This window comes from Streptomyces argenteolus (genome assembly GCF_042902585.1).
Taxonomy (GTDB): domain Bacteria; phylum Actinomycetota; class Actinomycetes; order Streptomycetales; family Streptomycetaceae; genus Streptomyces; species Streptomyces argenteolus.
In genome coordinates this window covers 184,034-206,596 of the sequence record NZ_JBIBEG010000006.1, presented here as the reverse complement: position 1 = coordinate 206,596, position 22,563 = coordinate 184,034, and the positions used below count along the sequence as shown (strand labels likewise).

General features: G+C 69.7%; 18 protein-coding genes and 1 pseudogene. 7 read left to right on the top strand and 12 right to left on the bottom strand.

Translation table 11 applies throughout. From position 1 onward, the window contains the following. Positions 1 to 119 precede the first annotated feature (119 nt). Positions 120 to 1,148 carry a LacI family DNA-binding transcriptional regulator gene (locus ACFY8O_RS22205; protein WP_145806535.1) on the top strand — a complete coding sequence of 343 codons (1,029 nt, stop codon included), beginning with the start codon at positions 120 to 122 and terminating at the stop codon, positions 1,146 to 1,148. Between the two features lie 57 nt (positions 1,149 to 1,205). Here ACFY8O_RS22205 and prcA read toward each other — a convergent pair whose 3' ends face one another. The 6 genes and pseudogenes from prcA to arc all read right to left on the bottom strand — a co-directional run bounded on the left by prcA (position 1,206) and on the right by arc (position 7,040). Next, complete coding sequence (prcA, locus tag ACFY8O_RS22200; RefSeq protein ID WP_387904912.1) at positions 1,206 to 2,045, bottom strand: proteasome subunit alpha; 840 nt, start codon at positions 2,043 to 2,045, stop codon at positions 1,206 to 1,208. A gap of 55 nt (positions 2,046 to 2,100) precedes the next feature. Then, on the bottom strand, positions 2,101 to 2,946 hold the full coding sequence (prcB, locus tag ACFY8O_RS22195; RefSeq protein ID WP_145806539.1) for a proteasome subunit beta: 846 nt from the start codon (positions 2,944 to 2,946) through the stop codon (positions 2,101 to 2,103). Beyond that, positions 2,898 to 3,074: pseudogene (locus ACFY8O_RS22190) on the bottom strand (endonuclease domain-containing protein); the annotation flags it as partial. The gene prcB and the pseudogene ACFY8O_RS22190, both read right to left, overlap by 49 nt. 113 nt (positions 3,075 to 3,187) lie before the next feature. Next, positions 3,188 to 3,406, bottom strand: coding sequence for a ubiquitin-like protein Pup (locus ACFY8O_RS22185; protein ID WP_033304546.1), 219 nt, complete (start codon positions 3,404 to 3,406; stop codon positions 3,188 to 3,190). A gap of 120 nt (positions 3,407 to 3,526) precedes the next feature. Further along, a complete protein-coding gene (dop, locus tag ACFY8O_RS22180; RefSeq protein WP_387904907.1) occupies positions 3,527 to 5,038 on the bottom strand; it encodes a depupylase/deamidase Dop in 1,512 nt (503 codons plus the stop codon). Positions 5,039 to 5,273: 235 nt separating this feature from the next. After that, positions 5,274 to 7,040 carry a proteasome ATPase gene (gene arc / locus ACFY8O_RS22175; RefSeq protein WP_145806545.1) on the bottom strand — a complete coding sequence of 589 codons (1,767 nt, stop codon included), beginning with the start codon at positions 7,038 to 7,040 and terminating at the stop codon, positions 5,274 to 5,276. 241 nt (positions 7,041 to 7,281) lie between these two features. Here arc and ACFY8O_RS22170 point away from each other — a divergent pair, with 241 nt between their 5' ends. Further along, positions 7,282 to 7,593, top strand: a complete 312-nt coding sequence (locus ACFY8O_RS22170) for a ferredoxin (RefSeq protein ID WP_145806547.1) — start codon at positions 7,282 to 7,284, stop codon at positions 7,591 to 7,593. A gap of 4 nt (positions 7,594 to 7,597) precedes the next feature. Here ACFY8O_RS22170 and ACFY8O_RS22165 read toward each other — a convergent pair whose 3' ends face one another. The 3 genes from ACFY8O_RS22165 to ACFY8O_RS22155 form a co-directional block, all read right to left on the bottom strand. Further along, positions 7,598 to 8,185: a hypothetical protein gene (locus ACFY8O_RS22165; protein ID WP_387904904.1), complete on the bottom strand. Its 588-nt coding sequence runs from the start codon at positions 8,183 to 8,185 to the stop codon at positions 7,598 to 7,600. A 200-nt stretch (positions 8,186 to 8,385) separates the two neighbouring features. Then, positions 8,386 to 9,294: a tRNA (adenine-N1)-methyltransferase gene (locus ACFY8O_RS22160; protein ID WP_145806550.1), complete on the bottom strand. Its 909-nt coding sequence runs from the start codon at positions 9,292 to 9,294 to the stop codon at positions 8,386 to 8,388. 42 nt (positions 9,295 to 9,336) lie between these two features. Then, on the bottom strand, positions 9,337 to 10,587 hold the full coding sequence (locus tag ACFY8O_RS22155) for a site-2 protease family protein (RefSeq protein WP_145806873.1): 1,251 nt from the start codon (positions 10,585 to 10,587) through the stop codon (positions 9,337 to 9,339). A 170-nt stretch (positions 10,588 to 10,757) separates the two neighbouring features. Between ACFY8O_RS22155 and ACFY8O_RS22150 the strand changes: the two genes are divergently transcribed. Continuing rightward, positions 10,758 to 11,603 (top strand): RecB family exonuclease, encoded by an 846-nt coding sequence (locus ACFY8O_RS22150; RefSeq protein ID WP_387905375.1) that lies wholly within the window; start codon positions 10,758 to 10,760, stop codon positions 11,601 to 11,603. A 9-nt stretch (positions 11,604 to 11,612) separates the two neighbouring features. Next, the gene (locus ACFY8O_RS22145; protein WP_387904901.1) at positions 11,613 to 12,284 is read left to right on the top strand and encodes a response regulator; all 672 of its coding nucleotides are present in this window, start codon (positions 11,613 to 11,615) and stop codon (positions 12,282 to 12,284) included. Between the two features lie 122 nt (positions 12,285 to 12,406). Here the strand turns inward: ACFY8O_RS22145 and ACFY8O_RS22140 are convergent, their stop codons facing one another. The 3 genes from ACFY8O_RS22140 to metH all read right to left on the bottom strand — a co-directional run bounded on the left by ACFY8O_RS22140 (position 12,407) and on the right by metH (position 18,695). Beyond that, positions 12,407 to 13,999, bottom strand: a complete 1,593-nt coding sequence (locus ACFY8O_RS22140; protein WP_387905373.1) for an ABC transporter substrate-binding protein — start codon at positions 13,997 to 13,999, stop codon at positions 12,407 to 12,409. Between the two features lie 345 nt (positions 14,000 to 14,344). After that, a complete protein-coding gene (locus ACFY8O_RS22135; RefSeq protein ID WP_145806556.1) occupies positions 14,345 to 15,043 on the bottom strand; it encodes an HAD family hydrolase in 699 nt (232 codons plus the stop codon). Between the two features lie 139 nt (positions 15,044 to 15,182). Beyond that, a complete protein-coding gene (gene metH / locus ACFY8O_RS22130; RefSeq protein ID WP_387904898.1) occupies positions 15,183 to 18,695 on the bottom strand; it encodes a methionine synthase in 3,513 nt (1,170 codons plus the stop codon). 240 nt (positions 18,696 to 18,935) lie between these two features. Between metH and ACFY8O_RS22125 the strand changes: the two genes are divergently transcribed. The 3 genes from ACFY8O_RS22125 (at position 18,936) to glpK (ending at position 22,560) form a co-directional block, all read left to right on the top strand. Next, positions 18,936 to 19,700 carry an IclR family transcriptional regulator gene (locus ACFY8O_RS22125; RefSeq protein ID WP_387904895.1) on the top strand — a complete coding sequence of 255 codons (765 nt, stop codon included), beginning with the start codon at positions 18,936 to 18,938 and terminating at the stop codon, positions 19,698 to 19,700. Between the two features lie 497 nt (positions 19,701 to 20,197). Then, complete coding sequence (locus ACFY8O_RS22120; RefSeq protein WP_145806562.1) at positions 20,198 to 20,989, top strand: MIP/aquaporin family protein; 792 nt, start codon at positions 20,198 to 20,200, stop codon at positions 20,987 to 20,989. 41 nt (positions 20,990 to 21,030) lie between these two features. Then, positions 21,031 to 22,560 (top strand): glycerol kinase GlpK, encoded by a 1,530-nt coding sequence (gene glpK, locus ACFY8O_RS22115; RefSeq protein ID WP_145806564.1) that lies wholly within the window; start codon positions 21,031 to 21,033, stop codon positions 22,558 to 22,560. Positions 22,561 to 22,563: the final 3 nt, after the last annotated feature.

Below are 22,563 nucleotides of genomic sequence, written 5' to 3'. Positions count from 1 at the left end.
CTCTCCCCCGCGGCGTCACCACCTCGGGGTTTTACGTATAACGTCAGCGTTCATACGTACCATGTGGGCAGTCCGCGAGTCCATCCCACCGCAACCGACCGGCCCGCACGGAGGCACGAGTGAGCAGCGCGCAGCAGCCCGCCCCACCCCGGCCCACCAGCCGTGACGTGGCACGGGCCGCGGGCGTCTCCCAAGCGACGGTCTCGCTGGTGCTCGGCGACAAGTGGCGGGGCCGCGTGTCGTCGTCGACCGCCGACCGGGTCCGCGACAGTGCGAGGGAGCTCGGCTACCGGCCGAACCTCGCCGCCCGAAGCCTCCGGATGGGCCGCACCCGTACGGCTCTGCTCGTCGTCCCCGCGCTGACCAACGAGTTCTTCGCCCGGGTGTACACCGGCGCCGCCGCCGTGGCGGCCGAGCACGACTTCGGGGTGGTCCTCTACCCCTCCCCCGACGGCACGGGCCCCGCCAGGGACCCGTTCGCCTCGGCACGGGCCGCGCTGGACGGGGTGATCGCCTCGTCGATGGCCACCGGCGCGCTCGGGGCGCTGCGGGGCGCGGGGCTGCCGCTGGTGATGCTGGACAGCGACCCCGAGGACGGCGAAGCCGCCGCACGGGTGAATCTCGACATCGCCCACGGCATGCACCAGGTGGCCGGTCATCTGCTGGGCCTCGGGCACCGCCGGATCGTCCATCTCGCCTCGGCGGTGGAGACCTGGACCTTCGCGGTGCGCGCCCGGGCGCTGCGCGAGGCCGTCCGGGACGTGCCGGGCGCCACCCTTCGCACGGTCACGGCCCGGCTGGACGTCGGGGCAGGGCGCGAGGCGGTGGAGGCCGTCCTGTCCGCCCCCGGCCCGCCGCCCACGGCGATCGTGTGCGACGACGACATCCTGGCCGCCGGCGCGTGCAAGGCCGTCCGCCGACGGGGCCTGCGGGTCCCCGGCGACATCTCGGTGACCGGTTTCGACGACCTGGCGCTCGCCACGGCGGTAGAGCCGGAGCTCACCACGGTGCGCCTCCCGGCCGAACAGGTCGGCGAACGGGGCATGACGGCCCTGCTGGACGTGCTGGAGGGGCGGCCCGCGGAGCATCCCGACCTGCCTGTGCGCCTGGTGGTACGCGACTCGACCGCGCCCCCGCCGACCGCATGACGGGTGCCCCCGGAGACGCGGCGCGCGTCCGGGGGCACCCGCCATGAGGGTCGGCTGCTACTCCTTGGCGGACCCGTCGGCGTCCCCGGAGGGGCTCTCGGGGCCCTTCGCCGGGGTGCCGCTCCCGGTCTCCGGCGTCGCGGTGCCTTCCGGCTCCTCCGTGTCGGACGGAGCGTCCGTCGGGGTGGCTCCCGCACCGTCCGCCTCCAGGAGGCGGGTCAGCTGCCGTCCGACGATCCGCTTGAACTTGCGCTGCTGGGGCCTCGTGCGGTCCAGGACCGCGACCTCCAGCCGCTCGGCGGGAATCTCCCGCTCGTTGCCGTTGGCCTCGCGGGACAGCGCCTGCACCGCAAGCTTCAGCGCCTCGGCGAGCGACATCCCGTCACGGTGGCGCTGGTCCAGGAAGCTGCTGATCTGCTCGGCGTTACCGCCGACCGCGACCGAGCCGTGCTCATCCACGATCGAGCCGTCGTGCGGCAGCCGGTAGATCTGGTCGCCCTCGGGGCCGGCGCCGACCTCCGCGACCACCAGCTCCACCTCGTACGGCTTCTCGGCCGCGCTGGAGAAGATGGTGCCGAGCGTCTGGGCGTAGACGTTGGCCAGCCCACGCGCCGTCACGTCGTCCCGGTCGTAGGTGTAGCCACGCAGATCCGCATAGCGCACACCCCCGATCCGGAGGTTCTCGTACTCGTTGTACTTGCCGGCGGCGGCGAAGCCGATCCGGTCGTAGATCTCGCTGAACTTGTGCAGCGCGCGGGACGGGTTCTCGCCGACGAACACAATGCCGTCGGCGTACTGCAGCACAACCAGGCTGCGACCACGGGCGATGCCCTTGCGGGCGTATTCCGCCCGGTCGGCCATCGCCTGCTGGGGTGAGACATAGAACGGCGTCGACACCGGCTATCCGTCCCTTTCTGTCAGTGACGAGTGCGTCGGAGAAGCATCGGACCGGTCAGAGCAGCGCGGCGCGGGGGCCGTCGGGCTGCTCCAGCCGGCGCTCCAGGATCGCGCGCGCGATCTCCGAGGATTCCGTGTCGTTCAGCTTGCGGAAGCCCTCGTCGGTGATGACGGTGACGATCGGGTAGATCCTGCGGGCCACGTCCGGGCCGCCGGTCGCCGAGTCGTCGTCTGCCGCGTCGTACAGCGCCTGCACGACCAGGGTGAGCGTCTGCTCCTCCGTCAGGTCGTCGCGGTACAGCTTCTTCATCGATCCACGGGCGAACACCGAGCCGGAACCGGTGGCCGCGTAGCCGTGCTCCTCGGAGCGCCCGCCCGTGACGTCGTACGAGAAGATGCGGCCCTTCTCGCGGTCCAGGTCGTACCCCGCGAACAGCGGGACGACCGCCAGGCCCTGCATGGCCATCGCCAGATTGCTGCGAATCATCGTGGAGAGCCGGTTGGCCTTGCCCTCCAGGGAGAGCGTGGCGCCCTCGACCTTCTCGAAGTGCTCCAGCTCCAGCTGGAACAGCTTGACCATCTCCACGGCCAGGCCCGCCGTGCCGGCGATGCCCACCGCCGAGTACTCGTCGGCCGGGAACACCTTCTCGATGTCCCGCTGCGCGATCATGTTGCCCATGGTGGCCCGCCGGTCACCGGCCAGCACCACTCCGCCGGGGAACGAGGCGGCCACGATGGTGGTGCCGTGCGGCGCCTCGATCGCGCCCTGCAGCGGCGGAAGGCTGCGGTTGCCGGGGAGGATCTCGGGTGAGTGGGCGGACAGGAAGTCCATGAACGAGGACGAACCCGGCGTCAGGAAGGCAGCTGGTAGACGCCCGGTGCTACGAGTGTTGGCTTCCACGCGTTTCCCTCCAGGTATGCGATGGCCCTGCGCAAGGAGTCAGGATCATCCCCAACTTGCCGATGGCCGGATTGCAGTTGAAGCACTACGCCACGGACCCTACCCGCACCGTGACGGTGATCAACATGATCCGGGGTGCGGAAGCGCGCTCCGCGGGATGCCCGCGTACGGACGAGGGCGTCCGGCGGGGTGCGCCGGCCGACGGCGACGGGCCGTCGGCCGGCGGTCAGATCGCCGACTGCTACTCGCCACCCTTTTGGACGAACGAGCGTACGAAATCCTCGGCATTGGACTCGAGTACGTCGTCGATCTCGTCCAGGACGTCGTCCACGTCCTCGCTGAGCTTCTCCTGTCGTTCCGCGAGGTCCTCGGACGCCTGCGCTTCCTGCGCCTGCTCCTCGGTCTCCTCGGTGGAACGTGTGGCCTTCTGCTGTCCGCCGCCGGTGTCCTTGGTCGCCATGTAGCTCACCCCGCTCGGTTCGAAGCACTTGATCAGACCCTACCTACGGGGTCCGACATTGGCCCGGTACTTTCCTCAACGTCCGGAGGTCATCTCATTGATTCCCAGCCGGAGCGCCTTTCAGCCCCCCGTGAGCGTGCGGACCAGCTCCTCCGCCGTGCGGCAGCGGTCCAGGAGGTCCTTGACGTGACTACGTGTACCCCGCAACGGTTCCATCGTGGGCACCCTCTGGAGTGAGTCACGGTCGGGCAGATCGAAGATCACCGAGTCCCAGGAGGCCGCGGCGACGTCGTCCGCGTACTGCTCGAGGCAGCGGCCCCGGAAATAGGCCCTGGTGTCCTCCGGCGGCTTCGTGCGGGCCCGCTCGACGTCGGCCTCGTCCAGCAGGCGCTTGATCTTCCCGCGGGCCGCCAGACGGTTGTACAGGCCCTTCTCGGCCCGTACGTCGGCGTACTGGAGGTCCACGAGGTGCAGGCGGGGGGCGTCCCAGTCCAGGCCGTCACGGCGCCGGTAGCCCTCCATGACCTCCCGCTTGGCGATCCAGTCCAGCTCGCCCGACAGGCTCATCGGGTCGTTCTCCAGACGGTTCAGGGTGTCCTCCCAGCGGGCCAGGACGTCCTTGGTCTGTTCGTCGGCGTCGGCCCCGTACCGCTCCTCGACGTACTTGCGGCCGAGCTCGAAGTACTCCATCTGCAACTGCACCGCGGTCAGTGTCCGGCCGCTGCGGAGCGTGACCAGCTGCTTCAGGGTCGGGTCGTGCGAGACCTGGTGCAGGGTGCGCACCGGCTGGTCGACCGCCAGGTCGACCTTGATGAAGCCGTCCTCGATCATGGCCAGGACCAGCGAGGTGGTGCCGAGCTTCAGATAGGTCGAGATCTCGGAGAGGTTCGCGTCACCGATGATGACGTGCAGCCTGCGGTACTTCTCCGCGTCGGAGTGGGGTTCGTCGCGCGTGTTGATGATGGGGCGCTTGAGCGTGGTCTCCAGACCGACCTCGACCTCGAAGTAGTCGGCCCGCTGGCTGATCTGGAAGCCGTGCTCGTGGCCGTCCTGGCCGATGCCGACCCGGCCCGCGCCGGTGACGACCTGGCGGGAGACGAAGAACGGGGTCAGGTGGCGCACGATGTCCGAGAAGGGGGTCTCCCGCTTCATCAGGTAGTTCTCGTGCGTGCCGTAGGAGGCGCCCTTGTTGTCGGTGTTGTTCTTGTAGAGGTGGATCGGCTGGGCACCGGGGATGGCGGCCGCCCGCTCGGCGGCCTCGGCCATCACCCGTTCGCCGGCCTTGTCCCAGAGCACGGCGTCCAGCGGGTTGGTGATCTCGGGTGAGCTGTACTCGGGGTGCGCGTGGTCGACGTACAGCCGCGCACCGTTGGTGAGGATGACATTGGCCAGGCCGATGTCCTCGTCGGTGAGCTGGCTGGAGTCCGCGGTCTCGCGGGCGAGGTCGAAGCCTCGCGCGTCGCGCAGCGGATTCTCCTCCTCGAAGTCCCAGCGGGCGCGGCGCGCCCGGTGCATCGCCGCCGCGTAGGCGTTGACGATCTGGGACGAGGTGAGCATGGCATTGGCGTTGGGTTGACCGGGGACGGAGATCCCGTACTCCGTCTCGATGCCCATTACTCGCCGTACGGTCATGCGGCCCTCCTTGCCCGGCGTCGCTCCCGTCCGGGAGCGGCGCTCACGTACCGCTGCTGGTCCGGTACGCGTGCGGTGTCCGTACCCGCGCTGCGCGACTCGGCGGTACCGCAGAGCCTAGAGCGCCTCTGCGCCGGTGGGGAGATCAATTACGTCATTGTTCGGGTGTGGCCCGACTTCCGGGAAAACGGCCGGCTGCGGATGCCCTTCCGGGAATCCGCAGCCGGTCTGCGTTTTACAGGTACTGTCCGGTGTTTGCCACCGTGTCGATGGAGCGACCGGTGTCCGCGCCCTGCTTTCCGGTGACGAGCGTACGGATGAACACGATCCGCTCGCCCTTCTTTCCGGAAATCCTGGCCCAGTCGTCCGGGTTCGTGGTGTTGGGCAGGTCCTCGTTCTCCTTGAACTCGTCCACGCAGGCCTGGAGGAGGTGGGAGACGCGCAGGCCCTTCTGGCCCTGCTCGAGGAATGCCTTGATGGCCATTTTCTTCGCCCGGTCGACGATGTTCTGAATCATCGCTCCGGAGTTGAAGTCCTTGAAGTACAGGACTTCCTTGTCGCCGTTCGCGTAGGTGACCTCGAGGAAGCGGTTCTCCTCGGATTCCGTGTACATCCGCTCCACGACGGACTGGATCATCGCGTGGGCGGCCGCCTCCTTCGAGCCGGTGTGCTCGGCCAGGTCGTCCGCGTGCAGCGGCAGCGAGGGCGTGAGGTACTTCGCGAAGATGTCCTTCGCCGCCTCCGCGTCCGGACGCTCGATCTTGATCTTCACGTCGAGACGGCCGGGCCGCAGGATCGCGGGGTCGATCATGTCCTCACGGTTGGAGGCGCCGATGACGATGACGTTCTCCAGGCCCTCCACACCGTCGATCTCGGCGAGCAGCTGGGGGACGATGGTGTTCTCCACGTCCGAGCTGACACCGGAACCACGGGTGCGGAAGAGGGATTCCATCTCGTCGAAGAAGACGATGACGGGGGTGCCCTCGCTCGCCTTCTCCCGGGCACGCTGGAAGACGAGGCGGATGTGCCGCTCGGTCTCACCGACGTACTTGTTGAGGAGCTCGGGCCCCTTGATGTTGAGGAAGTAGCTCTTCCCCGCCGGCTGCCCCGTGACCTCGGCGACCTTCTTGGCCAGCGAGTTGGCGACCGCCTTGGCGATGAGCGTCTTGCCGCAGCCCGGAGGACCGTAGAGCAGGATGCCCTTGGGCGGGCGCAGTTCGTGCTCCTTGAAGAGGTCCGGGTGGAGGTACGGGAGCTCGACCGCGTCGCGGATCAGCTCGATCTGGTCGCCCAGACCGCCGATCTTGTCGTAGTCGATGTCCGGGACCTCTTCGAGGACGAGCTCCTCGACCTCGCTCTTGGGGACCACTTCGTAGACGTAGCCGGACCTGGGTTCGAGCAGGAGGGCGTCGCCGGGACGGATGGTGATGTCCAGCAAGGGCTCGGCGAGCCGCACCACCCGTTCCTCGTCGGTGTGCCCGATGACCAGGGCGCGCTCGCCGTCCTCGAGGATCTCCTTGAGGGTGACGATGTCCCCGGCCCGCTCGAATTCCATGGCCTCGACCACGTTGAGCGCTTCGTTGAGCATGACTTCCTGGCCTCGCCGGAGGCCTTCCAGCTCGACGCTGGGGCTGACGTTCACCCGGAGCTTGCGGCCCCCGGTGAAGATGTCGCAGGTGTCGTCCTCGTTCGCCTGCAGGAAGACACCGAAGCCGGCCGGTGGCTGTGCGAGCCGGTCGACCTCCTCCTTGAGGGCCACGATCTGGTCGCGGGCCTCCCGGAGTGTGTTGGCGAGCCGCTCGTTCTGTGCGGACACGCCTGCCAGGTTGGTCTGCAACTCGACGATCCGCTCTTCGAGAATCCTCGTATGACGCGGAGAGTCGGCGAGCTTACGTCGCAGGACGGCGATTTCCTGCTCGAGAAAGGCAACCTGGCCGGCTGGGTCTTCTGACCCCCGCCCGGGCCGGATGCCGCGGTTGATGTCGTCGTCGTGGGCTGCCACGGTCCTCACCTCCTCCAAGGGGAGCTGGACGCTTCCTGACCCTACCTGGGTGGGTGATGATTGAAACCCCTAGATCACAAAGACCCGGGAGTCTGTCCGATCTTCACCCTTGCGCCCTCCCTCACGCCAAGGGAATACCCACCCTTGGGCACCGGAAAGCCGCCGGTTGTATCGTCGAAGCGTTCAACACCCGTCAGGGCTGGCTTCAATTGGTGCAGACACGCAGGGAACGGCAGGACACATGACCGTGCAGCAGGACGCTCCGGGCGACAGCGACACCCAGGATCTGGAGGTCTGGATCGACCAGGACCTCTGTACGGGCGACGGCATCTGCGTGCAGTACGCGCCCGAGGTGTTCGAGCTGGACATCGACGGCCTGGCGTACGTGAAGAGCGCGGACGACGAGCTGCTCCAGGACAAGGGCGCCACCACACCCGTGCCGTTGCCGCTGCTCCAGGACGTGGTCGACTCGGCCAAGGAGTGCCCGGGCGACTGCATCCACGTGCGCCGCGTCGCGGACAGCGTGGAGGTCTTCGGGCCGGACGCGGAGTGAGCGCTCAGGCGGCCCGCGCGGCGCTCCCGGCGGACCTGATGAAGGCGTTGCCCTTCCACTGCCAGGTCGCGCTCTCGCGCTCGTCGGGGCAGCAGCGGGGCACGTCGGTCGAGGAGTAACCGAGCAGGGTCGCCGAGACCAGGCCGTCGTGGACGGTGAGATCGGTCACCGTCAGCTTCTGAGCGGGGTCCACCAGGGTCGCCACGACCCGGGGTGCGGCCCCGCTCGGCTGTGTCAGGACGTAGACGCCCTGGGGCGGGGTGCCGGACCCGGCGGAGCAGTGGACGACCGCGACGGTCTCGGGCCCGCCGTCGCCGTCCAGGTCTCCGGGGACGCTGTCGGCCACGGTCCGCCCGGAGGCGCCGCAGTCGAGCGGGAAGGCGGCGTCGGCCGGGTCGGGTGCCTTCGCGGGCGGGGCGCCGCCCTGCTGCGTGGTGACGCGGTGCTCGGACGCCGAGGCCGTCGCGGTGGCCGCGTCCGGCTGGAGCATTCCCGCGAGGGCGACGACGGCGGCCATCGCGGTGGCCGTGGCGAGCCAGTGCACGGGCTTGGCGTCCGTGTGCGCGAGGTCCGGGAGCGCGGAGGTCTGCACGCGGTATGTCTCCTGTGGTTCCTGGAGGGCCTGGACAGGCGATGCCGGACGGGTCCGGCGGGCGGGGGGTGGCCAGCATCGTGCCACACCTCACACCCGAGGGGAACGGCGGGGCCGCCCGGATGCCACGGAAAAGGCGCCGCCGGCGGGCCCCCGGGTCGGTCCGGGGAACTCGGCGGCGGCGCCTGCGCGTTGTGCGGTCAGTCGCGGGCGGCTGATCCGCTGCGGCTGCCGGGACCGTCGTAGTCCTCGCCGTAGGCGCCCTTGGAGGGGCGGCGGCGGCGCAGCGGCGGCTCGACGCCGTCCGCGAGACGTCGGGCGGTGACGAGGAAGCCGGTGTGGCCGATCATCCGGTGGTCGGGCCGCACGGCCAGTCCCTCGACGTGCCAGTTACGGATCATCGACTCCCAGGGCTGCGGTTCCGCGAAGCAGCCGATCTCGCGGATGGACTCGACGGTCCGTGAGAGCTGGGTCGTGGTCGCGACGTAGGCGCAGAGGATGCCGCCGGGCACCAGGGCCTTGGAGACGGCCTCCAGGCACTCCCAGGGGGCGAGCATGTCCAGGACGACGCGGTCGACGTCGGTGTCCGAGAGGTTGTCCTGGAGGTCGCCGACGGTCAGCTCCCAGGCGGGGTGCGGCGAGCCGAAGTAGCGCTCGACGTTCTGCTGGGCGATCTCGGCGAAGTCCTCGCGGCGCTCGTAGGAGTGCAGCATTCCCTGCTCACCGATGGCGCGCAGCAGGAAGGTGCTGAGCGCTCCGGAGCCGACGCCCGCCTCCACGACGCGTGCGCCGGGGAAGATGTCGGCGAAGGCCAGGATCTGCCCCGCGTCCTTGGGGTAGACCACGGCGGCACCGCGGGGCATGGACAGGACGTAGTCGGGGAGCAGGGGGCGCAGCGCGAGGTAGGCGACGTTTCCCGTGGTACGGACAACACTGCCCTCGGGAGCACCGATCAGCTCGTCGTGCGGGAAAGAACCCTTGTGGGTGTGGAAGTTCTTTCCGGCCTCGAGCGTGAAGGTGTAGTGGCGTCCCTTGGGGTCGGTGAGCTGGACCTGGTCCCCGACTTTGAATGGGCCGCGACGGCGGGCGGCACCGGTCGGTTCGGACATGTGACCAGCCTACCGGTAATTCGGGGGCCGGTTCCCGGGGTGTCAGGCCGAGGGACGGGCCATGGCCTTGACGAACGCGTGCTCGACATCGGCCGTGGACAGGACTCCGTAGATCTCACCGGTGTCCTCGACGACCAGGTACTCGGTGGCCGGGGTGGCCTTCAGCCGGTCCAGGAGGGCTTCGCCCGCGAGCTCGGCGGGGACCTTCATGCCCTCGGTGAGGTCCTGGGCGAGGCCGCTGACGGCCACCCAGGGCCTGCGGTGTTCGGGGACACCGGCGATGGCCGCCTCCCGGACGACACCCTTGGGGCTGCCCTGTCCGTCCACGACGACCAGGGCGCGGGCCCCCGCCTCGTTGGCGCGGCGCAGGGCCTCGGAGAGCGGGGTGGCGGACTCGACGGGCACGGCGCGCCGGGTGAGCGTGCGGGCCCGCAGGTCGGGGAGGTGCTCACGCAGCCGTGCCATGCGGAGGCTGTTGCCGGCTCCGGTCCAGATGATTCCGGCGAGGATCGCGGCGAGCAGGGCGTCGGTGACGGTCTCCACGCCGCTGACCTCGCCGGCGGCGTTGCCGAGGGCGCCGGTGTGCGTGAGGAGGGGCAGGCCGATGAGCACCGTGACGGCCAGGCCCCTGCCGACCCAGGCGGCGGCGACGGTGCCGCTCATCGGCTTGCCCGTGATCTTCCAGACGACGGCGCGGAGCATCCGGCCGCCGTCCAGGGGCAGACCGGGCAGCAGGTTGAACGCGGCGACGATGAGGTTGGAGATCATCAGGCCGGCGAGGAGCACACCGGGCACGGTCCCCGCCTCGACGAACTGGAGCGGGATGTAGAAGACCCCGCCGAGGACCAGCGAGAGCAGGGGGCCGACGAAGGCCAGGACGAACTCACGGCCCGGGGTCTCGGACTCCTTCTCGATCTCCGAGACACCGCCGAAGAACTGGAGCTGGATGCGGCGCACGGGGAGCTTGTAGCGCAGCGCGGCCACGGTGTGGGCGAGCTCGTGGACCAGGACGGAGGCGTAGAACGCGATCGCGAAGAAGAGCGCCACCAGATAGCGTGCCCCGCCGAGCTCGGGCAGGACCCGGTCGAGCTGGCCTCCGAAGACCCAGGTGATCAGGGCCGCGACGACGAACCAGCTGGGCGCCACGTAGACGGGCACGCCGAAGGGGCGGCCCATGAGGAGGCCGCCGCCGGGATCTTCCGGGCGTCGCGGTCTGCCCTTGTCCGGTCCGGTGCCGGGGTCCGTTCCCCCTGCGCCGGGCTGCGGGCGCCCGCTGTCGCCGCTCTCGTCCACGGGGTCCCTTCGGTCGGTGGCCTGTGCCACGATCAGGCTGTGCGCAAGCTCTGTGGTCGATGGTATGCCGCTGGATGTCGGTGGCGGGCCGTAGGGTCTGCGACATGACGTCCGTACCGCGCCCGCCTCAGCCACCCTCGTCCCTGTCGCCGTCGCGCGCGAGCGATTTCATGCAGTGCCCTCTGCTCTACCGCTTCCGGGTCATCGACAAACTGCCCGAGAAGCCCAGTGAGGCTGCTACCCGGGGCACGCTCGTGCATGCGGTGCTCGAGCGGCTCTTCGACGCCCCGGCGGTGGACCGTACGGCGCCGAAGGCCAAGGCCCTCATCCCCGGGCAGTGGAACCGGCTGCTGGAGTCGAAGCCCGAGCTCACGGAGCTGTTCGCGGGGGACCCGGAGGGCGAGCGGCTCGCGGGGTGGCTGGGCGAGGCGGAGCGGCTCGTGGAGCGGTGGTTCTCGCTGGAGGACCCGACCCGCCTGGAGCCGGCGGAGCGGGAGCTGTTCGTCGAGACGGAGCTCGATTCCGGGCTGCGGCTGCGCGGGGTGATCGACCGGATCGACGTCGCCCCCACGGGTGAGGTCCGCATCGTGGACTACAAGACGGGCAAGGCCCCGCGGCCGGAGTACGCCGAGGGCGCACTGTTCCAGATGAAGTTCTACGCACTGGTGATCTGGCGCCTGAAGAACGTGGTGCCGCGCCGGCTCCAGCTGGTCTATCTCGGCAGCGGCGACGTCCTGACGTACGACCCCGTGCCCGCCGACCTCGAACGGGTCGAGCGCAAGCTGCTGGCGCTGTGGGACGCGATCCGCCAGGCGACCGAGACGGGCGAGTGGCGCCCCAGGCCGACGAAGCTGTGCGGCTGGTGCGATCACCAGGCGGTCTGCCCCGAGTTCGGTGGGACTCCCCCGGTCTATCCCCTGTCGGTCCGCCCTGCCGAATCGGTGGAGGGTGTGCAGGGCAGAATGGAGCCGGTGCCGTCCGAGGCCGGCCGACCGGCGGCCCTCGAAGGCCCTTAAGGAGATCACGTGGCTATCCGCGTCCTGCTGGTGGATGACCAGCCGCTGCTGCGCACGGGCTTCCGGATGATTCTGGAGGCGGAGGGGGACCTCGCGGTGGTCGGCGAGGCCGGTGACGGCCTGCAGGCCATCGACCAGGTACGGGCGCTGCAGCCCGATGTCGTGCTCATGGACATCCGGATGCCGCGGATGGACGGGGTCGAGGCGACGCGCCAGATCACCGGTCCCGGCCGTGACGGCCCGGCGAAGGTCCTGGTGCTGACGACGTTCGACCTCGACGAGTACGTGGTCGAGGCGCTGCGCGCCGGAGCCAGCGGCTTCCTGCTGAAGGACGCACCCGCCAACGAGCTGGTGCAGGCCATCCGGGTGGTGGCCGCCGGAGAGGCGATGCTGGCGCCGAGCATCACGCGCCGGCTCCTCGACAAGTACGCCGACCATCTGCCCTCGGGCGAGGAGCCCGTCCCGGACGCTCTGCAGACGCTCACCGAGCGCGAGGTGGAGGTGCTGAAGCTGGTGGCGCGCGGCCTGTCCAACGCGGAGATCGCGGCTGATCTGTTCGTGAGCGAGACGACGGTCAAGACGCACGTGGGCCATGTGCTGACGAAGCTGAGCCTGCGCGACCGCGTGCAGGCCGCCGTGTACGCCTACGAGAGCGGCCTGGTGCGCCCCGGAGCCCAGTGAGACGGCTCCCTGACGACGAACCGGCGCGGGGCGGGGGCGGGGGGCCGCCCCCCCCCCCCCCCGGGGGGGGGGGGGGGCGGGCCCCCCCCCCCGCCCCGCGCCGGTCTCGTGGGGCGTCCGCGTCAGGACTCGCCGCGGCCCAGCTCCCAGAGCTGGAGGTCCGCCGAGGAGTTGACGGCCCATTCGACACCGGTCAGCCCGTCGAGCGAGGCGACGTACTGCTTGCCCTGCCAGACCGGGAGGATCGGAACGTCGTTGGCAACGATGTCCTGAAGCTTCTCGAAGGCCGGGGTCGCGGCGCTGCGGTCGGCCTCGCGGCGGGACTGCGGGATCAGCGTGTCCTGGGCGGTGGCCGACTTGTACGGCGAGTTGAGGAAGTTGTTCTCGTCGAGGAAGGGCGCGGTGTAGTTGTCCGCGTCGGGGAAGTCGGGGAACCAGCCCATGCCGTAGACCGCGTACTCGCCCTTCTTCTGGGCGGGACGGTACTTGGCCCACGGGGTGCCCTCGACGTCGACCTCGAAGAGCTCCGTGGCGTTGAGCTGCTTGGCCAGCGCCTCGAACTCGGTCTTGGTGGCGGGGCCGTAGTGGTCCGTCGTGTAGTGCAGGGTGAACTTCACCGGGGTGCTGATGCCGGCCTTGTCCAGGATCCCGGCGGCCGTCTCCACGCTGGGCTCGCCGTACTTGTTGTAGAACGAGTTGGTGTGGCTCGTGATGCCGGACGGAATGAGCGAGTACAGCGGTTCGGCGGTGCTGCCGTAGACCTTGCTCGCGATGGATCCGCGGTCGATGACCTGGGCCATGGCCTGGCGTACGGCCTTGTCCTTCACCGCCGGGTCCTCGGTGTTGAACGCGAGGTAGCTGATGGCGAGGCCGGGCATCTCGGTGAGCTTCTGGCCCTCCTTCGGCTTCACCAGCATCTGCTGGGCCTGCTCGGGCGACATGGTGCGTGTCATCATGTCGATCTTCTTCTCGTCGAGCGCCTTGCCCATCGCCGCGGCGTCGGGGAAGAGGTCCAGCTCGACCTTCTCGTTGCTGACCTTGAGGTCGCCCTTGTACTTGGGGTTCCGGGTGAAGACCACCTTGACGACCTGGTCGCCCTCGACCTCGGGCTTCATCGTGTAAGGGCCGGAACCGTCGACCTGGAAGCCCTCACGGGCCGACTTCGCCGGGTACTTGTCCTTCTGGACGATGCCGGCGGGCGGCGTGGCGAGCTTGTACGGGAAGGTCGCGTCGGGGGTGCTCAGGTGGAAGACCACCTGGTTCTCACCCTTGGTCTCGATCGTGTCGATGTTGGCGAGCAGACCGACCGGGCCACTCTCGTCCTTGATGTCGATGACGCGCTGGATGGAGTACTTCACGTCCTCCGGCGTGACGGGGGTGCCGTCCGCGAACGTGAGGCCGTCGCGCAGCGTGCAGCGGTAGCTCTCGTTCTCCGTGTCCGTGAAGGCGCAGCTCTCGGCCGCCTCGGGGACCGGCTCCCCGCCGCCCCGCGGTATGTGGGTCAGGGTCTGCACCGTCTGGCGCAGCACGTTCCAGACACCCGCCTCGTAGCCGATCGCCGGGTCGAGCGGGGCGGGGTTGTCCGCCGAGGCGATGAACTGGTCCGTCGTCCCGACCACGATGGCATCGCCCCCGTCGTCCGACCCACCACAGGCGGCGAGCACAGGCGCGAGCAGGCCGACTACGGCCGGCAACACCAGCGTCTTGCGGTTCATCTGGACGTTCTCCCTCATTCCGGCATGTGAGAAAACTGAGATTAGTAGGCGCCGCAGGGGGGCTTGACCGGTGCCCGTCACCGGCGTATCCACTCGGTGATCACCGCTCACGGGTTGTCCATGTCGCGTCCGGGAATGTTTCGTGCACGACTCCACCAACCCGGACGTATGGACGCCCAAAACGGGCAGGCGGGTCGATCTTGAGGAGCGTGCGACGTCACGTGGAGTGACGAACATCACGCCGACGCGTCGGCGCACTCATTGACATGGACCTGCTTTGTGCGCCGGGGTGGTACAGGGGCCGGCAGCCCCGCGCCCCCTTCCCCTCGCGAGGAAACCGCTCTCTCAGCCGGAGGTGATCAGGCCCCGCAGGAAGGCGAGGTCCACCTGCTCCAGGGAGGGCACGACGGCTCTTCCCGGCGCCGGGGCGATCGGCGCCACGGACGGCACGGCGACGACGCGGCAGCCCGCCGCCTCCGCGGCGGCGACACCCGTCGCCGTGTCCTCGACGACGGCGCAGCGCCAGGGGTCCGCCCCGAAGCCCGCCGCCGCCGCGAGATAGGGGTCGGGGTGCGGTTTGGTGCGAGTGACCTCGTCGCCCGCGACCGTGAGGGCGAAGTGGTGGCGGCCGATCGAGTCCAGGACCCGGTCGATGATGCGCCGGTGCGAGGCGGAGACGAGCGCGGTGGGCACCTCGTGCGCCGCGAGCTCGGCGAGCAGCCGGGCCGCGCCGGGCATGAGCGGCACGCCGTGCCCGATGCGCTCCTCGAAGCGGTCGTTCAGCAGCACCGTGAGCTTCTCGAGCGTGACGGAGGCGCCGGTGACCTCGATGAGGTATCCGGCGCTGCGCGTCATCGGCCCGCCGACGACCACGTCCCGCCAGGCCTCGTCCAGCCGGTGCCCGAGGTCGGCGAAGACCTCGACCTCCACGTCCCACCAGAATCCTTCGGTGTCGACCAGGGTGCCGTCCATGTCGAGAAGGACCGCTTGCAGCGCCGACCCTTCGGCGGTACGGGTCAGGGACGCGGGGACCGTACTGGTCATCCGGCACACCTCCATGAGGGACGAGAAGGCCGGCCGCCTTCCCGGTGGGAACGGCGACCGGCCTGCACTGGACCGACCATTCTACGACGCGTCCGCGAACAGCGCGCGGAGCGGTGCTCACCGCGCGTCGAACGGAGTCCTACCGTGCGTTGAAGTACTTCGCCTCGGGGTGGTGGATGACGATGGCGTCCGTGGACTGCTCCGGGTGCAGCTGGAACTCCTCGGACAGGTGCACGCCGATCCGCTCGGGCTCCAGGAGCGTGGCGATCTTCGCCCGGTCCTCCAGGTCGGGGCAGGCCCCGTAGCCGAGGGAGAAGCGCGCCCCCCGGTACTTCAGCGCGAACATGTCCTCGACGTCGGCGGGGTCCTCCCCCGCGAAGCCGAGCTCGCTGCGGACCCGCGCGTGCCAGTACTCGGCCAGGGCCTCGGCCAGCTGTACGGACAGCCCGTGCAGCTCCAGGTAGTCGCGGTAGGAGTTCGACTCGAAGAGCTCGGCCGTCGCCCCGCCGATCCTCGACCCGACCGTGACGACCTGGAGACCGATCACGTCCGTCTCCCCCGACTCCTCGGGGCGGAAGAAGTCCGCGAGGCACAGGCGCCGGCCCCTGCGCTGGCGCGGGAAGGTGAAGCGGGTCCGCTCCGAGCCGTCCTCGTGCAGCAGGATCAGGTCGTCGCCCTTGGAGACGCAGGGGAAGTAGCCGTAGACGACGGCGGCTTCCAGCAGGTTCTCGGTGTGGAGCTTGTCGAGCCAGCCGCGCAGGTGCGGACGGCCCTCCCGCTCCACGAGCTCCTCGTACGTGGGGCCGTCGCCGGCGCGGGCCTGCTTGAGACCCCACTGGCCCTTGAAGAGGGCGCCCTCGTCCAGCCAGGAGGCGTACTCCTTGAGCTGGATGCCCTTGACGACCCGGGTGCCCCAGAACGGCGGTTCGGGGACGGGATTGGTGACCGAGACGTCGGAGCGCACCCCCTCCTCCGGCTCCACGACCTCGATCTGCGCGGTGTCCCGCTTGGGGACGCGGCGCTGCTTCAGCTCGGGGAGACTGGCGCCCGGCACGCCCCGCTTGACGGCGACGAGGGCGTCCATCAGGCGCAGGCCCTCGAAGGCGTCGCGGGCGTAGCGGACCTCGCCCTCGTAGATCTCGTGCAGGTCCTGCTCGACGTAGGCCCGGGTGAGGGCGGCGCCGCCGAGGATCACCGGGTAGTCGGCCGCCAGCTTGCGCTGGTTCAGCTCCTCCAGGTTCTCCTTCATGATCACGGTGGACTTCACCAGGAGGCCCGACATCCCGATCACGTCGGCGCGGTGCTCCTCGGCCGCCTCCAGGATGGCGGAGACGGGCTGCTTGATGCCCAGGTTGACCACGTTGAAGCCGTTGTTGGACAGGATGATGTCGACGAGGTTCTTGCCGATGTCGTGGACGTCGCCCCGGACGGTGGCGAGCACGATGGTGCCCTTGCCCTCGGCGTCCGTCTTCTCCATGTGCGGCTCGAGGTAGGCCACCGCGCTCTTCATGACCTCGGCCGACTGCAGCACGAAGGGCAGCTGCATCTGTCCGGAGCCGAAGAGCTCGCCGACGACCTTCATGCCCTCCAGGAGGGTGTTGTTCACGATGTCGAGGGCGGGCGTGGTGCTCAGCGCCTCGTCGAGGTCGGCCTCCAGGCCGTTCTTCTCGCCGTCGATGATGCGGCGCTGGAGCCGCTCCTCCAGCGGCAGGGCCTGGAGTTCCTCGGCCTTGCCCGCCTTCATCGACTTCATGTTGACGCCCTCGAAGAGCTCCATGAGCCGCTGGAGGGGGTCGTAGCCCTCCTCCCGGCGGTCGTGGATCAGGTCGAGGGCGACCTTGACCTGCTCCTCCTCCAGCCGGGCGATCGGCAGGATCTTGGAGGCGTGCACGATCGCGGAGTCCAGACCCGCCTTCACGCACTCGTCCAGGAACACGGAGTTCAGGACGACGCGGGCGGCCGGGTTCAGGCCGAAGGAGATGTTGGACAGGCCGAGGGTGGTCTGCACGTCGGGGTGGCGGCGCTTCAGCTCGCGGATGGCACCGATCGTGGCGATCCCGTCCTTGCGGGACTCCTCCTGACCGGTACAGATCGTGAAGGTCAGGCAGTCGATGAGGATGTCCGTCTCGTGGATGCCCCAGTTGGTCGTGAGGTCCTCGATGAGACGTTCGGCGATGGCGACCTTGTGCTCGACGGTCCGTGCCTGGCCCTCCTCGTCGATGGTCAGCGCGATCAGCGCGGCGCCGTGCTCGGCGGCCAGTCCGGCCACCTTCGCGAAGCGGGACTCGGGGCCGTCGCCGTCCTCGTAGTTGACGGAGTTCAGGACGGCCCGGCCGCCCAGCTTCTCCAGACCGGCGCGCAGGACGGGCACCTCGGTGGAGTCCAGCACGATCGGCAGGGTGGAGGCGGTGGCGAAGCGGCCGGCCAGTTCCTCCATGTCGGCGACGCCGTCGCGGCCCACGTAGTCGACACAGAGGTCGAGCATGTGCGCGCCCTCGCGGATCTGGTCGCGGGCCATCTCCACGCAGTCGTCCCAGCGCGCTTCGAGCATGGCATCGCGGAACTTCTTGGACCCGTTGGCGTTCGTACGCTCCCCGATCGCGAGGTACGAGGTGTCCTGCCGGAACGGCACGCTCTGGTAGAGCGAGGCGGCACCCGGCTCGGGGCGGGGGTCGCGGGGGGTGAGCTCGGAACCCCGGACCCGCTCGACGAGCTGTCGCAGGTGTTCCGGCGTCGTGCCGCAGCAGCCACCGACGAGGGAGAGGCCGTACTCCTGGACGAAGGTCTCCTGGGCGTCGGCCAGGCCCTGCGCGTCGAGGGGGAAGTGCGCGCCGTCCTTGGTGAGCACCGGCAGCCCTGCGTTCGGCATGCAGAGCAGCGGGATACGGGAGTGGCGCGTGAGGTAGCGGAGGTGCTCGCTCATCTCGGCGGGGCCGGTTGAGCAGTTCAGGCCGATCATGTCGACACCGAGCGGTTCGAGCGCGGTCAGCGCGGCGCCGATCTCGGAGCCGAGCAGCATGGTGCCGGTCGTCTCGAAGGCGAGGGAGCACAGCACCAGGAGGTCGCTGCCCATCGCCTCCAGGGCACGACGCGCACCCAGCACGGCGGCCTTGGTCTGCAGGAGGTCCTGGGTGGTCTCGATGATGAGGGCGTCCGCGCCGCCCGCGATCAGGCCCTCGGCGTTCTGCTGGAAGCCGTCGCGCAGGACGGTGTACGGGGCGTGTCCCAGCGTCGGCAGCTTGGTGCCGGGCCCGATGGAGCCGAGCACCCAGCGCTGCTGCCCGGTCTCCGCGGTGAACCGGTCGGCGACCTCGCGGGCGATGCGCGCGCCGGCCTCGGAGAGCTCGTGGATCCGGCCGGGGATGTCGTACTCCCCCAGGGCGGAGGCGTTTGCTCCGAACGTGTTGGTCTCGACGCAGTCCACGCCGACCGCGAAGTACTCCTCGTGCACCGAGCGGACGATGTCGGGCCGCGTGACGTTCAGGACCTCGTTGCACCCTTCGAGGTTCTGGAAGTCCTCGAGGGTGGGGTCCTGCGCCTGGAGCATGGTGCCCATGGCGCCGTCGGCCACCACCACCCGGGTGGCGAGCGCCTCACGGAGCGCTGCGGCTCGGTTCCGGCTGTCGGCTGTGGGGGTCGGCGACGAGGCCATGGATGTTCTCCCTGGGATGCGACGGCTGTCGGCTTTGCGCCCTTCTGCAGAGGGGGCACGCGGCCAGCGTAGCCGGGAGGAGACCGGGGCGGTCGTCGTGTCCCACGGGGCGGACTGCATGCTGTGCGGGGAACGGGCCCACTCACGGCTGTGACGCATAATCTTCGCGCCACCGGACAGCAGTCGGCATCGACCGATAGTGTTCAGCATTGTCGAACCGAGGTGGAGGAGTACGGCGCGATGGCGAAGAACATCCAGTCGCTCGAGCGGGCAGCCGCGATGCTGCGTCTGCTGGCAGGCGGCGAGCGCCGGCTCGGCCTCTCCGACATCGCGTCCTCGCTCGGCCTGGCCAAAGGCACCGCGCACGGCATCCTGCGCACGCTCCAGCACGAGGGCTTCGTGGAGCAGGACACGGCGTCGGGCCGGTATCAGCTGGGCGCCGAGCTGCTGCGGCTGGGCAACAGCTACCTGGACGTGCACGAGCTGCGCGCACGGGCGCTGGTGTGGACCGACGACCTGGCCCGCTCCAGCGGCGAGAGCGTGCACCTGGGGGTGCTGCACCAGCACGGCGTCCTGATCGTCCACCACGTCTTCCGGCCGGACGACAGCCGCCAGGTGCTGGAGGTCGGGGCCATGCAGCCGCTGCACTCCACCGCTCTGGGCAAGGTCCTGTCCGCCTACGATCCGGTCGCGCACAGCGAGGTCACCGAGGTGGAACGGCGGTCCTTCACCCCGCGCACCGTCACGGACGAGACGGAGTTCGAGTCACTCCTCGACCTGATCAGGGCACGGGGCTGGGCGGCCGACATCGAGGAGACCTGGGAGGGCGTCGCGGCGGTGGCCGCCCCCGTCCACGACCGGCGCAGGATGCCCGTCGGCGCCGTGGCGGTGACGGGCGCGGTGGAACGGGTCTGCACGGGGGGCGAGCTGCGCCCCGAGCTGATCGCGGCGGTGCGGGACTGCGCGCGGGCCGTCTCGCGGGACCTGGGCGCCGGACGCTTCTGACCGGCGCCACGACGCCGGCACCCGCGGCACCTCACGTCTGACCGCGCCGGGTACCGCGTCCCCGGCACCTCACGCCCCGCCGCACCAGGTGCCGCATCCCCCGGCACCTCACGCCCCGCCGCACCAGGTGCCGCACGCCTTCGCGACGCCGTACCGGACGCCTCTGCCCCGCGTCGCGACACGCCCGGCCGGGGGGCACAGCCGCGCCGCGGCGTACCGCCGGACGGCTCCCATGGACGCCCCCGGCGCCGGTAACGATCGAGTCGCACGTCACACACCTCTTGACGCACCCTCCCTCGGGGAGAAACATTGCCGCTCACCGGTCGGCATTGCCGAACACCTAACGGCAATACGCGTTAAGGTGTGACAGTGCCGAGGGCCGGTCAAGCCCTACGGGCGGTGTCCCCCTCTGCTGAGGGGTACCCACCTCGGGCCGCGATCCACCGGAGGGACCCGGTGTTTCGCCTTCCCCTGGACGAAGGACAAAGGAGTCGCGGGTGTCCAGCTCCGACATCTTCATCGGCGAGACCATCGGTACCGCCATACTCATCCTGCTCGGCGGCGGTGTCTGTGCCGCCGTCACGCTCAAGCGCTCCAAGGCGCAGAACGCCGGCTGGCTGGCCATCACCTTCGGGTGGGGATTCGCCGTGCTGACCGGCGCCTACATCGCCTCCGGAGTGTCCGGCGCCCACCTCAACCCGGCGGTCACGCTCGGCCTGGCGATCCAGGGGGGCACGCCGTGGAGCGACGTACCCCTGTACCTCGCCTCCCAGCTGCTCGGCGCGATGATCGGCGCCGTACTGGTCTGGGCCGTGTACTACGGGCAGTTCCACGCGCACCTCACCGATCCGGAGATCGTGCGGAACCAGCCGGGCGAGGAAGGCATGGTCGACCAGACCGCGGCTCCGAAGGCCGGCCCCGTGCTCGGCATCTTCAGCACGGGCCCGGAGATCCGCAACGCCGTGCAGAACATGGTCACGGAGATCATCGCCACCGCCGTGCTGATCCTGGCGATCCTCACGCAGGGCCTCAACAACGAGGGCAACGGCCTCGGCACTCTCGGTGCGCTGATCACCTCGCTGGTGGTCGTCGGCATCGGCCTGTCGCTCGGCGGCCCGACCGGTTACGCCATCAACCCGGTGCGCGACCTGGGTCCGCGGATCGTGCACGCGTTGCTGCCGCTTCCGAACAAGGGCGGTTCGGACTGGGGCTACGCCTGGGTACCGGTGGTAGGACCGCTCATCGGGGCCGCACTCGCGGGCGGTCTCTACAACCTCGCCTTCGCCTGAGCCACAGCCCGCACACCACACAGACTTACCGGGAGCACACCGTGACCGACGCACACACCACCGGCCCGTTCATCGCGGCCATCGACCAGGGCACCACGTCCAGCCGCTGCATCGTCTTCGACAAGGACGGCCGGATCGTCTCGGTCGACCAGAAGGAGCACGAGCAGATCTTCCCCAAGCCCGGATGGGTCGAGCACGACGCCAAGGAGATCTGGGAGAACGTCCAGGAGGTCGTCGCCGGGGCGATCGTCAAGGCGGGCATCACCGCCGCAGACGTCAAGGCGATCGGGATCACCAACCAGCGTGAGACCACCCTGCTCTGGGACAAGAACACCGGTGAGCCCGTGCACAACGCGCTCGTCTGGCAGGACACCCGCACCGACGCGCTCTGCAAGGAGCTCGGCCGCAACGTCGGCCAGGACCGCTTCCGCCGTGAGACCGGGCTGCCGCTGGCGTCGTACTTCGCGGGGCCCAAGGTCCGCTGGCTGCTCGACAACGTCGAGGGGCTGCGCGAGAGGGCCGAGCGGGGCGAGATCCTCTTCGGCACCATGGACTCCTGGGTCATCTGGAATCTGACCGGAGGCACCGAGGGGGGCGTGCACGTCACCGACGTCACCAACGCCTCGCGCACCCTGCTGATGAACCTGCACACGATGCAGTGGGACGAGAAGATCCTCCACTCCATCGGCATCCCGTCCGCCGTGCTGCCGGAGATCCGGTCCTCCGCCGAGGTCTACGGCGCCGCCAAGGGCGGGGTACTGGACGGTGTCCCGGTCGCCTCCGCCCTCGGTGACCAGCAGGCCGCACTGTTCGGCCAGACGTGTTTCGCCCAGGGCGAGGCCAAGTCCACGTACGGCACCGGCACGTTCATGCTGATCAACACCGGCCACACCCCCGTGAACTCGTACAACGGGCTGCTGACGACCGTCGGTTACCGGATCGGCGACCAGAAGGCGGTGTACGCCCTGGAGGGGTCCATCGCCGTCACCGGTTCGCTGGTCCAGTGGATGCGCGACCAGATGGGCCTGATCAAGTCCGCGGCCGAGATCGAGACACTCGCCTCCTCCGTCGAGGACAACGGCGGCGCGTACTTCGTGCCCGCGTTCTCCGGCCTGTTCGCCCCGTACTGGCGTCCCGACGCCCGCGGTGTGATCGCCGGGCTCACCCGCTACGTCACCAAGGCGCACATCGCCCGTGCCGTGCTGGAGGCGACCGCCTGGCAGACGCGCGAGATCAGCGACGCCATGACCAAGGACTCCGGCGTCGAGCTGACCGCGCTCAAGGTCGACGGCGGCATGACCTCCAACAACCTGCTGATGCAGACCCTCTCCGACTTCCTGGACGCGCCCGTGGTGCGCCCCATGGTCGCCGAGACCACCTGCCTCGGCGCCGCCTACGCCGCCGGTCTCGCCGTCGGCTTCTGGCCGGACACCGACGCGCTGCGCGCCAACTGGCGCCGGGCCGCCGAGTGGACCCCCCGCATGGACGCGGCCACGCGTGACCGCGAGTACAAGAGCTGGCTCAAGGCCGTCGAACGGACCATGGGCTGGATCGAGGACGAAGAGAGCTGAGGA

What these genes read in the sequence shown, in the direction of transcription:
- ACFY8O_RS22185 (WP_033304546.1), bottom strand. Translation starts at nt 3,406, where the DNA reads ATGGCGACCAAGGACACCGGCGGCGGACAGCAGAAGGCCACACGTTCC.
- dop (WP_387904907.1), bottom strand. Translation starts at nt 5,038, where the DNA reads ATGACCGTACGGCGAGTAATGGGCATCGAGACGGAGTACGGGATCTCC.
- ACFY8O_RS22170 (WP_145806547.1), top strand. Translation starts at nt 7,282, where the DNA reads ATGACCGTGCAGCAGGACGCTCCGGGCGACAGCGACACCCAGGATCTG.
- ACFY8O_RS22160 (WP_145806550.1), bottom strand. Translation starts at nt 9,294, where the DNA reads ATGTCCGAACCGACCGGTGCCGCCCGCCGTCGCGGCCCATTCAAAGTC.
- ACFY8O_RS22150 (WP_387905375.1), top strand. Translation starts at nt 10,758, where the DNA reads ATGCAGTGCCCTCTGCTCTACCGCTTCCGGGTCATCGACAAACTGCCC.
- ACFY8O_RS22140 (WP_387905373.1), bottom strand. Translation starts at nt 13,999, where the DNA reads ATGAACCGCAAGACGCTGGTGTTGCCGGCCGTAGTCGGCCTGCTCGCG.
- ACFY8O_RS22135 (WP_145806556.1), bottom strand. Translation starts at nt 15,043, where the DNA reads ATGACCAGTACGGTCCCCGCGTCCCTGACCCGTACCGCCGAAGGGTCG.
- metH (WP_387904898.1), bottom strand. Translation starts at nt 18,695, where the DNA reads ATGGCCTCGTCGCCGACCCCCACAGCCGACAGCCGGAACCGAGCCGCA.
- ACFY8O_RS22125 (WP_387904895.1), top strand. Translation starts at nt 18,936, where the DNA reads ATGGCGAAGAACATCCAGTCGCTCGAGCGGGCAGCCGCGATGCTGCGT.